Consider the following 12450-nt stretch of genomic DNA (forward strand, 5'->3'; position numbering starts at 1 on the left):
TCGCCGGGCCCGAGGGTCGATGCCCCGCGGCTCCGCCGTCGATTCTATGGACGGCCACACCCGCCGGCGTCCGATCGCTACCGTGCTCGTCGCTTGGCGACGCCCGGGATGCGGGTCGGTGAAACGGTGTACTGACCCTTCCGCGCCCGGCGTCCGCCGCGGAGGTCAGGTGCGGTCGCGCGCGGCGATGGCGTCCGCGACCGCGATCATGTCCTCACCGCTGAGTCCCAGGTCCACCGCCTGCTGATACAGGTCCCGGCACAGGCGCAGCAGCGGCACCGCCGTGCCGTCGGCGCGCGCGGCCTCGTCGATGAGGACGTTGTTCTTGAGGACGTCGCCGACCGCCGCCTGCGCTTCGCGGTCGCCCTCGACGAGCTTCGCCACCTTGCCGCGCGAGACCGGCGACGACATCGGACCGGCGTCGAGCACCGCGCGCAGCACGTGCGGGTCGACGCCGCCGGCCCGCGCGAAATGGAACGTCTCGGCCAGCCCGGTCACCATCGTGATGAGGAAGATGTTCGCCGCCAGCTTCGTCATCAACGCACTCGGCACTTCGCCGCATGCGAAATGCTCCCCGCACATCGCGGCCACGACCGGCAGTGCCGCGGCGACGGCGTCCGGCTCGCCCGCGAGCATCGCCACCAGCGTGCCCGCCTCTGCGGGACCCCGGGAGCCCGAGACCGGCGCCTCCACATAACGCCCGCCCGCCGCGTGGACCTCCGCGGCGAGTCTCCGGGAGTAGTCCGGCGCGAACGTTCCCATCTGCACGACCGTGCGGTCCTCGACGAGCGACTCGAGGTTCCCGCCGTCTCGGTCCAGCACCGCGTCGACGGCGGACTCGTCCGCCAGCATCAGCACCACGATCGGGCAAGCCGCGAACACCTCGGCCGAGCTCTCGGCGACGGTCGCGCCCGCGGCCGCCAACGGGTCGCACCGGAACCGGGTGCGGTTCCACACCACGACGTCGAATTCGGCCCGCACCAGGTTCAGCGCCATCGGCTGCCCCATGATGCCCAGTCCGAGGAACCCCACCGGTCCGACCTGATCACTCGTGCGCATGATCGCTCCTCGTCGAGAGTGCGGGCGCGTCGCCGCGCCGCTTCCAGCATCGGATGATGGCCTGTGCCGCGGCGGTGATGTCGTCGGCGGTCGTGGAGTCGTCGCAGACGCTGATGCGCATGGCACGACGCCCGCGCCAGACGGTGCCCCCGGCCCAGCAGGTCCGGTCCTCCTGCACGGCGGCGAGGACCGCATCGGTCGTCTCGTCGTCGTCGAACCGCACCAGCACCTGGTTCAGCGCCTGCGGTGCGAGAATCTGCGCTCCAGCCGCCTCGAGCATGTCCGCCATCCGCGCGGCGTGGCCGCAGGACCGGTCGATCATCTCGGCGACACCCGCGCGCCCGCGGCTGGCCAGGACCGCCCACACTTCGACGCCGCGTGCGCGCTGCGACATCTGCAGTCCCAGCTCGGAGGCCACTCGTCTCGCGTCACCGTCCAGGTACGCCGCCTGGAAGGCCATCGTTCGCCGCAGGTTCTCGGGGTCGCGGCAGATCACGATGCCGCAGTCGTACGGCGTGTTCAACCACTTGTGGCCGTCGCTCGCCCAGGAATCAGCCAGGTCGACGCCTTCGACCAAGTGCCGCTGCGACGGCGAGGCGCCCGCCCACAGCCCGAAGGCCCCGTCCACGTGCACCCATCCGCCCTTGGAGTGCACCATCGGGATGAGCGCTCCGAAGGGGTCGCTGTGGCCGGTGTTGACGTTGCCGGCCTGCAGCAGCACCAAGGTCAGGTCGTCGACCGGCGGGAACCGCTCGACGAGCACGCGCCCGCGGTCGTCGGTCGGTGCGGACGCCACCTGCGCGGTGCCGATGCCGGCCGCCCGCAGCGCCTTCGACACCGATGCGTGGATCTCCTCAGAGGCGACCACGCGCAACGGGGGCGATCCAGCGAGCCCGTAGCGGTCGAGGTCCCAGCCGGCGCGGCGCAGCAGCGCGTCCCGTGCCGCGACGATGCAGGTCAAGTTCGCGATCGTGGCGCCGGAGCAGAACGCGGCGACCACGGTCTCCGGCAATCCCAGCAGCTGGAGGCACCAGCGCGCGGCGATCTCGTCGAGCAGCGCGGCCGTCGGCGACATGACCGGCAGCGCGGCATTCTGGTCCCACGCGCCGGCCAGCACGGCCGCCGCGGCCGCGGCGGGATCGGTGCCGCCGTTGACGAATCCGAAGTAGCGGCCCCCAGTGGCGGCCACAGTGGCCGGTGAACCGAGCTCGTCGAGCATCGCCAGCACCTCGCCGGCCGGGACCGGGCCGTCGCGCAGCTCGCGCGGGAACGACTTCAGATCGGCCAGGGCCTCCTCGGTCGGGAACACGCCGCGCTCACGGCTCGACTCGATGTACGCGGCCGCGCGCTGCGCGGCCTCGAGGACGAGTGACGACTTCTGCTGTCCGACGCCATGCGAATGAAGCGACATGCCCGTCAGCTTCGCATCGACTGGCACTGGTATTCAAGAGCCAGTTGATGCGAAACTGGCATCATGCAACATTTGACCAGGCAGGTGACGGCGCAGCACCTGGCGGCACGGCTCTTCGCATGGCGTGACGGCCCGGGTCCGCTGTACCTCCGGCTCGCCGAGGCGCTGCGCACCCTCGCGGAAGCCGGCGCGATCGCGACCGGTACCCGCCTGCCGTCCGAACGCACGCTGGCGCTGGCGCTGCGCGTCTCGCGCAACACCGTCACGGCCGCGTACCGGCAGCTCCGCGACACCGGCTGGCTCGTCGGCAACCAAGGCGCCGCACCGCGCGTCGGCGCGGTCACGCGCGTCCCCGAGTGCGCGACGGCCGCGGCCGACCCGCTCGCGGCGCTGTTCGTCGACCGGGACCGCCCCAGGTTCGACCTCACCGCCGCCAGTCCGACCCCGGCGCCTGCGGTGATCGACGCGCTCGGCCGCCTCCCGGAGCTCATGCCCTACTCCGCCTATCGGGAGACCGGCCTCCACCCCGGTGGCCACCCCCTCCTCCTGGAGGCCATCGCCGAGCATCTGCGCCGGGACGGCATCGCCGCCCACCCCGATGAGATCGTCGTGACCAACGGCGCCCAGCAGGCGTTGACACTGGTCGCCGAGGCGATGCACCGGCCGAGGCGGCCGACCGCGATCGAGGCGGTGACCTTCCCGGGGGTCATCGACGCACTCCGGCGTCGCGGGCGCGCCCAGCTGATCACGCTGCCGGTCGACCAGGACGGGCTGCGAGTCGAGGCGGCCGCCCGCCTCATCCGGGCGACGAGTCCGATCGCCGCCTACATCACGACGTTCCAGAACCCCACCGGCCGCGCGATCGGCGACGTCGGCGGGGAACGGCTGCTGGAAGCGGCACTGGACGCCAAGACCGCGATCGTGGAAGACCGCGTGCTCGCCGATCTGCACCTCCGCGAGGACGCTGCGCCGACGCCGTTCGCCGCGCTTCGTCCCGACGCAGCGGTCACCACCGTCGGCAGTGTCTCCAAAGTGCTCTGGGGCGGGCTGCGGATCGGGTGGATCCACACCAACCGCACGCTCGCCGCCCACCTGCGAGCCCGCCGCCGCGCCTTGGACCTGGGCGGTGCCGCGCCGATGCAGCTCGCCGCGGCCTGGCTCCTCGCACACCACTACCGCGACGCCGGCGCCTGGCGCGTTCGGCGACTGCGCGAATCGCTGGCCGCGCTGACGGCGGCGATCACAGCGGCCGATCTCGGCTGGGAGTTCCAGCGCCCGGCCGGAGGTCCGAATCTCTGGGTCCGCCTGCCGCAGCCGACCGCCCGGGACTTCGCCGAACTCGCCTCGCGCGAGGGCGTCGCCGTCGCGGCCGGGGATGCCTTCGCCCTGACTCCGGGGACCGCGGTCGACATGATCCGCATACCGTTCTTCCTGCCTCCGGCCGACCTGGAGGCAGCGGTGGCCGCGCTTTCGGACATCTGGGAACGACACCGGCGACAAGGACGGCATCACCGCCAAAGCGGGCCGCAGCAGTATTAGAGTTCCTAACTTATTTGTTCGAGGCGTCTCCAGCAGATGAGTGCGCAACCGAGATGAAGGAAGGCTTCGTGGATCTCGCTGCGCCGTTCCCAGCGGATGCGCAGGCGGCGGAACCAATGCAGCAGCGCCAGCGTCCGTTCGACCGCACAGCGCGTGACACCCAGCCCGGAGCCGTGCGGCTCGCCGCGGCGTGCGATCCGGGTGCGGATCCCTTTGGCGTGCAGCATTTCGCGGTACTTGTCGTGGTCATAGCCGCGGTCGGCTTGGACGATCCGCGGTTTGCTGCGCGGCCGGCCGGACTTGCCCCTGGTCGGGCCGATGGCCTCGATCAGGGGTACCGGTTGGGTGGCGTCGTTGCCGTTGCCGCCGGTCAGGATCACCGCCAGAGGCAGGCCGTTCGTGTCGGTGGAGATGGTGTTTGGAGCCGGTGCGGCCACGGTCTACCGGGCTCCGACCGGTTTTGGGCCGCCTTTGAGCGCTCGCAGGTGCGCCGCGTCCACCACCACCCGGTCCAAATCGAGGTCGCCGAAGCCGTTCAGCTCATCGAGCAAGACGCCGTGGAGGGCCTCCCCCACGCCGGCTCCCTGCCAGTCGCGCAGCCGGCGCCAGCACGTCATGCCGCACCCGAAGCCGAGCTCTTGCGGCAGCCATTGCCATTGGATGCCCGTATAGAGGACGAATAAGATGCCGCACAATGCTTTCCGGTCGTCGAGCGGCTTCCTGCCCGGGGCGCCCGCTCGGCGCTCGCGCTTGGGAACGAGCGGCTCGATCCTGGCCCACAACGCATCATCGACAATCCGCGGCCCACGGCTCTTGCGCTGCTGTGGCCCACGCTTCCCACGCCTCACACCAGCAGGAACGAGCCACCAACGAAATAGTTACGAACTCTAAGACCGCAACCTGACCTGCGTGAACGGCATCCCACTACTTCCTCCAGGGAGGTGACGGCACAGGTTCGGAAGCGCTGGCAAAGCCTTAAGCCGGCTCAGTGTGGGCAGCGTCGTACTTGGTGATCACCTCATCCGAGAGCTTCCCTCGAACCTCGACCGGCAGGCGATGCTCCTCACCCCAGGGGCGGATGGCGCGATTTCGCTCCTTGCCGCCTCGGTTCGGCGCACTCTTCGCCGCCATCGGCGCGCCGAGAGTGGCAGCGGCCGAGCGCTGTCCGAACCCGCGGTATGCCGTCAAGCGGTCGCGCAGCTTCTCGGCACGCTCGGACGAAAAATCGATGCTGCAGAGGTAGCCGTCGATGCCGAACTCCACCGTCTCGGCGGTCGATGTCGTCGGTCAAGGTGACAACGATCTGCTTCGCCACGGTAGATCTTCCTAACAGGAGCATTGAGGATTCCACGGCGATACCGTGCATCGGTCGTCGTTGAGCCGCAAGGTCCGAACTCGGTTGCGACGTCCGCGAGCATAGTAGCGAGGGCCGGCATTGGTGATGCTCCTCCCAGAAGCCCTCGCGAGACTCGCCGCTCAAAGTTCGCGCAGGCGGTCTGGTCGGGTGCTGAGGCACTGCGGATCAAGGGCACTGTGGAGAAGGCCGCCGACGCTCACCAGAGCACGATGCCGATGATCGTGGCCTACAAGGTCATCGCACTCGACTTGAACAGTCCGACGACGCCATCGCGGACTTCCGATGAAGCCCCGGCTGCGGGAATGTCGTTGACGCCCCCACCCACACCGGGCATGGTGTCCACATGGATGCCCTGCTTCGGATGTGCGAGGACCACTACTACGACTTCGACCCGCGGGCGGACGTACCCGTGGCCGCTGCCCATGCGCTGAGCGAGGACCTGATGCTGCCGGCGTTGGTCGACCTGGCGTGCCTGCGGCACGAGGACCGCGCCGAGATCCGCACCCTCATTCCGCAGCTCTTCACCGAGGCCGGCAGGCCTTTGCCCTCCAAGGCAGCTGCGGCTTTCGCTCGCGCCAAAGCGGTGGCGCAGCAGTGCCTCGACGGTCTGCTCTCGCCCGACGAAGCGATCGTGCCCCTCATCAGGTTCCTCATGCGGGTACCGTCCTGCGGCGGCATGTACTGCCATGACGAGGGAGACATCCTGCGGTTCGAGGAGACGCACCATGCTGGGCACAACCTCGAGCAGCCGGCGACGGGGACCGTTCCCGACTGGTTCCCCGACAACGACGCCGCGGAGCAGTTCCGTGAGTTTCTGCATTCGCTCACGGTGAGCGACCACGAATGCGCCTGAGCACATCGGCGCGGAATCAGCTCGCGGTTTGAGCGGCCGTGACCGTCCCCGGGAAGGTGCCCCTGTCCAGCGATGATATTGACGGCTGCGGAAGCGAGATGCAGGTAGCGGCGCAACGAGTGCACATTCAAGTCCGCGCCGCTTCGACCGGTGCTCTTCGGGGTGGGTGCGCCACACGTAGCGGTCGAAGGTCCCGGCGGGTCCGCGGATGTGATCCGGCGGCTCGTTGAACGCTATCGGTGAACGTGGCGCCGTCACAGGGTGGCGAGCACGAGCTGGAGGCGGGTGTAGCGGCGGGCCGCGGGGCTCCACCGGCGTTCGACCACGGGTCAGGACCCGGTCCAGCCGGTGATCGCGACCCGTTCCCCGCGGACGGGGACGAGGAGCGCGGATGCAGCCGGGCCCGGAGATGGCGGAGGGGACCGGCAGGAGATGCCGTGCTGCTATCCCCGCCGCGGCGTCCCCTGTCGCCGGGGAGGGAGCCAGCCCCCCGGCACGCCTGAGGCCAAGCTGAGCGGCCAGCGCCGCCGGAACCGCGGGCACAGCACGTGGCATCACCAAGACGATGCGCCATCCACCGCATGCTGCTTCCAAACGCTCTGCGGCGGAGACCAAGACGTTCGAACGCAAGCTTATGTGTTCACCGCGCTGTTGCTGTGAGTCTCCGCGCTGGCCGATTCGGGCCGCTGAAGAGCGCTGGGCCGTACATCAAAGACGCGAAGCCATTGCCAGAAGGACCATGCCGCATCGCGAAAAGGACCGTCGAGCAAAGGCTTCGCTAGTGTTGGCGTAGTGCGGTATTTCCAGCGCAGAAGGCTGGATTTCAGCTAGTGACCGCCGCGGTGGTGACCCGGGTAGTCGTAGTAATAGTCGCAGTAGTCGCGCCCGAGGAATCCGTCGAGCAGACCGTCGAGCAGCCCGTCCTTGTAGTCCCGGCAGTAAATGCGGTTTCCGACGTCGTGATGTCCCCGGTAGTTGTCGCTGTAGCCGCCGATATTGAGCAGCTCCGTCTCCGGTGATCCGGTCGTCTCGCCGGCGTTCGCCGGTGCCATGGTCCCGACGACGACGAACACGGATGCCGCCAGTAGGACGAGCGTTCGAGTGAATTTGCGGATCATGATGCGCCTTTCGCTAGCTGCCATGTGGTGATAACCCCACGCTGTTGATCCAAAAGCTACTGGTTCCTAAAAGATATTTCAGGTTTTCTCTGATCTCGGCGGGCAGAGTCCGATCCGTGTGCCCTCGGGTATGCGCCGTCTGCAAGTCGACCCCGGCCCAGAACCGCGAGGTTGCCTATCGCGGAGACGAGTCCGGTGTCGAGTTCGACGACCTTTGAGGATTGACTGTCGGGTTTCGGACAGCGCCGGAGAACGCACCGTTCTCCGCCGCTGGAGGCGACCGCCGCCGACCCTCCCGTATCGGTGTGCCCAGGACGCCGGACTCCCCACGACGCGATACGACCCGGCTGCCGTCCTCCCCGGCGCGGCGCGGCTTCGCCGGCCCCGTCGTCGACCTGACCGCCGAAATCGTCGACAGGGGTCGCAGGCCGGTCCACCTTCGTTGCGCTACCGCGGACGGATGGTCGAGCAGTCCTTCGCCTGGACCGCCAACCGACGCCGCAACACTGAGCACGACAGCTGCACTTCGTTGGGCGAATCAGTCTGCAGTGGATAGGTTCTGGCTCTTCGGGGGCTGGAGACAGGTAGATCTCCGCGGCTCTGGGTTCGCCGGGGTGGTCGACATTGACCTGTATTCGCCATTGGCCGGGGTGTAGTTCGATGTCGTCGGACTCGTCGGCGTCACCGATGTCGACGACCCCGTCGAAGTCGAGCGCGACGATGGTCGAACCGTCGTCGTGCTGAAGCATGGTGCCGAAGTCGGGCGGTTGGTCCCGCTCGTCGGTCACGGCCATGATGGTCGCCTTTCGGGAGTCCGGACCGCCCTTGCCGTGCAGTGGCGGGGCGACCGTTCGGTCGCGTGGTCCTCTTTCGTCTGCTGTGGGCTCCTGATGGGATCTTGTACGGCCTCGTGGTCGGCGGATCGCCGCGGGTTTCCGGATGCGGCGGGTGAACTCGGCACGCTGCTGTTCGGCATAGGCGACCGCAGCGGTTTCCACTTCGCCGAGTGCGACCGCGGGACGTTCAACGGTGTCGAGCGAATCGGATCCCCCATGCGGACCTCGGCGCCTTCGCAGCGCACCGGACAAGCACAAGGAGAGCGGGTAACCGGCGGAGAACTTCGGCACGTACTCGGCACGGCTCCGCCGGAATCGGCCCAAGTCGACCGGACCATGTTGTACCGACAGGGTGAGGTCATCAACGCAGGTGGATCCATGTTTTCGCAGGCAAGAGGCGCGCGGTTCGGGTGGGCGGCTGGGTTCCCGAACGGGTGGGCTACCAAGCTGCGCCGTCCCGGTGGCCGTCCTCTGGGACGGCCCTAGCAGGGGTACAGCAGCCGCGCCGAGGGCTCGCTACGAGGAGATCCGGTGCACCTCGGTCGTCGTGGCGGTGATGCGTTCGGTGAGAATGTCACGATGAGCGAATCTCATCCAACGGCGGTGCTGACGCGGTCGAGTCTGGCCGAGGACCTTCGTCGGATCGGCTTGGCCGACGGCGATGCGGTGATGATCCATGCGGCGTTCGGGAGCGTCGGGACGGTCCTGGGCGGTCCGGACGCGCTCGTCGATGCCGTATTCGATGTCATCGGCTCGGAGGGAACGGTCCTGAGCTACCAGGACTGGGAGCTGAACGCCGATGTCTGGGACGAGGAGGGACGCGTGCTGGAGGCGTACCGCGAACACATGCCGCCCTACGATCCGGCGACGGCCCGACCGGCACGCGACCACGGCATTCTCGCGGCGGTGATCGGCACGCGCCCGGGCGTGCGTCGCAGCGGGAACCCCGGTGCCGCCGTCGCGGCGATCGGGGCCCGCGCCGAGGAGTTCACCGCGGACCATCCGCTCGATTTCGGCTACGGCGAAGGATCACCGTTCGCACGACTGACCGCGGCGGGCGGACGGGTGCTGATGGCCGGCGCGCCGCTGGACACGATGACGATCCTGCATCACGCCGAGCATCTGGCCGATCTCCCGGACAAGCGCCGTGTCCAGATCGAGTACCCGCTCGCGACGCCGGACGGCACCCAGTGGCGCCTCGTCGAGGAGTACGACACCAGCGACCCGGTCGTCGCCGGGCCGCCGGAGGACTATTTCCGGCTCATCGTGGAGGACTACCTGGCGACGGGCGCCGGCCGGCGCGGCACGGTCGGCGAGGCCGACAGCGTGCTCGTGGACGCGGCGGACGTCGTCGCGTTCGCCGTGAGGTGGCTGGAAGAGCGCTACGGAGGCTGAGACACCGGGAGATCGAACTGCAGCGAGGCCTGTGCTGCGGGCGTCGGCGCCTTGGTTTCGAGCGCGGGCCAAAGACGGTCAGGGAGCCGGCGCGGTGCTCGGCGGCTGGGTCTCGACCCGTCCCGTTCGGCGGGGCGAGGGAGCGGCCGCTCTGCATCCTCACGCATCATCCCCGTGGACGCCGCACCGGCCGAGGGCGTGACGTTCCTGAGCGGCGACGTCGCCGAGGCGGTGCGCGTCGGCCTGGAGGCCGCCCTCGGGAAGAACCTCGGGATCCTCTCCCCCGCGAGCGGCCGCCAGGCCCGCGAACACGGTCTGGTCGACGAGGTCGGCTGCGCATCGCGCCGATCCTGCTCGGCGACGGCATCCGGGCGGGCATCCGATCCGCCTCCGGCACGTTCACGGCGATGCGCCGGTCGCGGCGGCGGACGTGCGGTTCCGCCCCATTGCGGAGCAGGAAGGCCGGAGTGCCGATGCGATCCGGAGCTCGATCGCTCGCGGCTCAGGCGAGGTCGACGGGGCGGACGCCGAGTTTGGCGGCGATGCGGGCCAGCGCCTGCTGATCGGTCGCACTGAGTCGATCGAGGGCGGCTTCGCGGACGGCGCGGACGTGGATGGGCGCGGCGGCGACCACGACGTCGTACCCGGCGTCGGTGAGGCTCGCGATCGTGTAGCGGCCGTCGTCGGGATCGGGCGAGCGTTCCATCCAGCCGCGCTGCTCGAACCGTTTGACCACATTCGAGAGACGGGAGAGGGAACCGCCCGCGAGGAAGGCGAGTTCGCTCATCCGCAGGCGGCGGTCCGGGGCCTCTGAGACGTGGCTGAGGGTCAGGTATTCGAACAGGGTGAGGCCCGCTTCGCGCTGGAGCGGCGCCTCCAGGCGCCCCGGCAGCAGGAGGATCAGCGAGGCCAGGCCGGTCCAGGCCTCCTTCTCGGCCGCGTCGAGCCACCGGGGCTCGTCGTTCGAGCGCCCGTCGGGTTCCGGAGTGATGCTGGCCATGGCGGCACTATACCGAGGGAGCATGACTTCACGCTTGAAGTGAATGCTGATAGCTTTACTTCAATCATGAAGTCAATTGAAGGGAATGCCATGGGCGAGCCGGAATTCTTCGTGACCCCCGGGTTCGGCGAGAAGCTGTACGACCTGCTGGGTTACAGCCAGGCGGTCCGCATCGGCGACCGCGTCGAGATCTCGGGGCAGGGGGGCTGGAACGACGACATCGAGTTTCCCGAGGATCTGGAAGAGGAGATCGTGCGCGCCTTCGACAACGTCGAGCGCACCCTCGCCGCGGCGGGCGCGACCTGGCGCGACGTCGTCCACGTGAACTCCTACCACCTTCCCGAGGACCCCGAGTTCATCGGCGAGCGCCCCACCCGGGTCATGGCCGAGCAGTTCCGCAGGCGCATGGGCGGCCGGGCGCCCGTCTGGACGCAGACCGGCGTCGCCGCCCTCGGCGCACGCGGCATGCGCGTCGAGATCCGCGTGACCGCCGTCCTGAACCGGACGGACTGACACGCGCGTCGGCGCGAGCCCGGGCGGGCTCGCGCCGACGGCGGTTCACTGCTGGAGGCAGCGCACCACTCCCCCGCGGCCGGGAAGCCGAGGTGCGCCGATGTCGTCCGCGAGCTTCGCGTGGGTTCCGCGCCGGCCCTCGGGCAGGTGTGCCGCGAACGGGCCGAGGGCTCGCATGTCAGAGCGTGGACAGGTAGGTCGTCAGGGTCTGCTCGTACGCGGCCGGGTCCTCGTTCCAGGAGGCGGTGTGGCCCGAGGCGGTTTCCATGACGGTGGTGCGGTCCGGCGGGAGGAGTTCGGCGAACTCGAGGGTCGCGCGGTGGTCGACCGTCTCGTCGGCGGTGTCCACGAACAGGAGCATCGGCATGTCGAACTCGTCGGCGAAGTTCCGCTGGTCGAGGTCGTCCAGGTCGATGTCCGCGCGGTATTCCACGATCCGCTTGGCCGCCCATGTGATCGGCGCGATGACGTCGCGGTCGGCGGCCTGCATGTCGAGGGTCGAGTTCCAGTCCATGACGGGCGAGTCGAGGACCATGCCGCGCACCGCGTCGGTGTCGGCGAGCTTGCGCGCGGCGACGGCGACGGTCGCGCCGCCCATCGACCAGCCGTGCAGGATCACGTCCTCCGCGCCGTTGGCCAGCGCGTAGTCGACGGCGTCCACGACGTCGTCGCTCTCGTGCTCGCCGAGGCTGTGCAGGCCGTTCGGCGCGTCGGGCGCGCCTTCGTCGTTGCGGTAGGTGACGGCGAGGACGGGGTGGCCGAGGTCGTGGTAGGTACCGACGGCGCGGAGGGTCTCGGCCGGGGAGGCGTTGCGGCCGTGGACGGTGACGACCCAGGTCGAGCCTTCGGCGGGCACGAGCCAGGCGGGCATGTCGCCGAGGTCGGTGGGGATGTCCACGGTGGAGTAGTCGAGGCCGAGGCCGGTCTTCGGGTCGTCGCGGAAGGTCCACTTCTCAATGCGGGCGGCGGTGCCCGCGGTGAGGTCGCCGTAGAGGACGGCCTCCAGGGCGCGGGTGACGGTGTCGTCGTCGGCGGTGATGATCTCGCCGACGACGGCCTGGCCGTCCTCCCATTGGAGGCCCCACGTGCCGGGCCGTTCGGTGGCCGAGCCGAGCGGGAGGGTCACGGTCGTCTCGTCGACGGCTTCGACGGTGAGCGAATAGGCGTCCTCGCCGTGCTCGACCTTGAGGACCTCGCCCGAGAAGTACCAGCCCGCGCCGCCGAGCCCGGCGAGGGCGAGCACGAGGAGCACGCTGAGCGCGATGATGAGCGGGCGCAGCCAGCGGCGGCGCTTGCGGGCCGGGGCCTCGGTTTCCACGGTTGTCGTCACGGCGTGTCCTCGGTGGTCAAAGGGGCATTCCGCTCGATC

Annotated in this window: 9 protein-coding genes and 2 pseudogenes; 4 read left to right on the forward strand and 7 right to left on the reverse strand. The window is 69.4% G+C overall.

Annotated elements, in window-relative coordinates; genetic code table 11:
- Positions 1 to 165 precede the first annotated feature (165 nt).
- A complete protein-coding gene (locus K3N28_RS18985) occupies positions 166 to 1059 on the reverse strand; it encodes an NAD(P)-dependent oxidoreductase (protein ID WP_228094324.1) in 894 nt (297 codons plus the stop codon).
- Positions 1046 to 2470, reverse strand: a complete 1425-nt coding sequence (locus K3N28_RS18990; RefSeq protein ID WP_228094325.1) for a pyridoxal-dependent decarboxylase — start codon at positions 2468 to 2470, stop codon at positions 1046 to 1048. The genes K3N28_RS18985 and K3N28_RS18990 overlap by 14 nt, the downstream gene beginning before the upstream one ends.
- A 63-nt stretch (positions 2471 to 2533) precedes the next feature.
- Here K3N28_RS18990 and K3N28_RS18995 point away from each other — a divergent pair, with 63 nt between their 5' ends.
- Entirely contained in the window at positions 2534 to 4009 is a 1476-nt protein-coding gene (locus K3N28_RS18995) for a PLP-dependent aminotransferase family protein (protein ID WP_228094326.1), read from the forward strand.
- Positions 4010 to 4014: 5 nt separating this feature from the next.
- Here the strand turns inward: K3N28_RS18995 and K3N28_RS19000 are convergent.
- Both K3N28_RS19000 and K3N28_RS19005 read right to left on the reverse strand, forming a co-directional pair.
- Positions 4015 to 4806 (reverse strand): annotated as a pseudogene (locus tag K3N28_RS19000) (IS5 family transposase).
- A 178-nt stretch (positions 4807 to 4984) separates the two neighbouring features.
- Positions 4985 to 5275: pseudogene (locus tag K3N28_RS19005) on the reverse strand (histone-like nucleoid-structuring protein Lsr2); the annotation flags it as partial.
- Positions 5276 to 5727: 452 nt separating this feature from the next.
- On the opposite strand from K3N28_RS19005, the gene K3N28_RS19010 reads away from it, so the two are divergent.
- On the forward strand, positions 5728 to 6219 hold the full coding sequence (locus tag K3N28_RS19010) for a hypothetical protein (RefSeq protein WP_228094328.1): 492 nt from the start codon (positions 5728 to 5730) through the stop codon (positions 6217 to 6219).
- An 827-nt stretch (positions 6220 to 7046) separates the two neighbouring features.
- Here K3N28_RS19010 and K3N28_RS19015 read toward each other — a convergent pair.
- Positions 7047 to 7337: a hypothetical protein gene (locus K3N28_RS19015; RefSeq protein WP_228094329.1), complete on the reverse strand. Its 291-nt coding sequence runs from the start codon at positions 7335 to 7337 to the stop codon at positions 7047 to 7049.
- 1415 nt (positions 7338 to 8752) lie between these two features.
- Between K3N28_RS19015 and aac(3) the strand changes: the two genes are divergently transcribed.
- Entirely contained in the window at positions 8753 to 9568 is an 816-nt protein-coding gene (aac(3), locus tag K3N28_RS19020) for an aminoglycoside 3-N-acetyltransferase (protein ID WP_228094330.1), read from the forward strand.
- Positions 9569 to 10070: 502 nt separating this feature from the next.
- Here the strand turns inward: aac(3) and K3N28_RS19025 are convergent.
- Positions 10071 to 10568, reverse strand: a complete 498-nt coding sequence (locus K3N28_RS19025) for a MarR family winged helix-turn-helix transcriptional regulator (RefSeq protein WP_228094331.1) — start codon at positions 10566 to 10568, stop codon at positions 10071 to 10073.
- Positions 10569 to 10658: 90 nt separating this feature from the next.
- On the opposite strand from K3N28_RS19025, the gene K3N28_RS19030 reads away from it, so the two are divergent.
- A complete protein-coding gene (locus K3N28_RS19030; RefSeq protein WP_374209833.1) occupies positions 10659 to 11081 on the forward strand; it encodes a Rid family hydrolase in 423 nt (140 codons plus the stop codon).
- 178 nt (positions 11082 to 11259) lie between these two features.
- Here K3N28_RS19030 and K3N28_RS19035 read toward each other — a convergent pair whose 3' ends face one another.
- A complete protein-coding gene (locus K3N28_RS19035) occupies positions 11260 to 12411 on the reverse strand; it encodes a S9 family peptidase (RefSeq protein ID WP_228094333.1) in 1152 nt (383 codons plus the stop codon).
- Between the last annotated feature and the right edge of the window lie 39 nt (positions 12412 to 12450).

Origin of the sequence: Glycomyces sp. TRM65418, assembly GCF_019710475.1 — a bacterium.
Taxonomy (GTDB): Bacteria; Actinomycetota; Actinomycetes; order Mycobacteriales; family Micromonosporaceae; genus Glycomyces.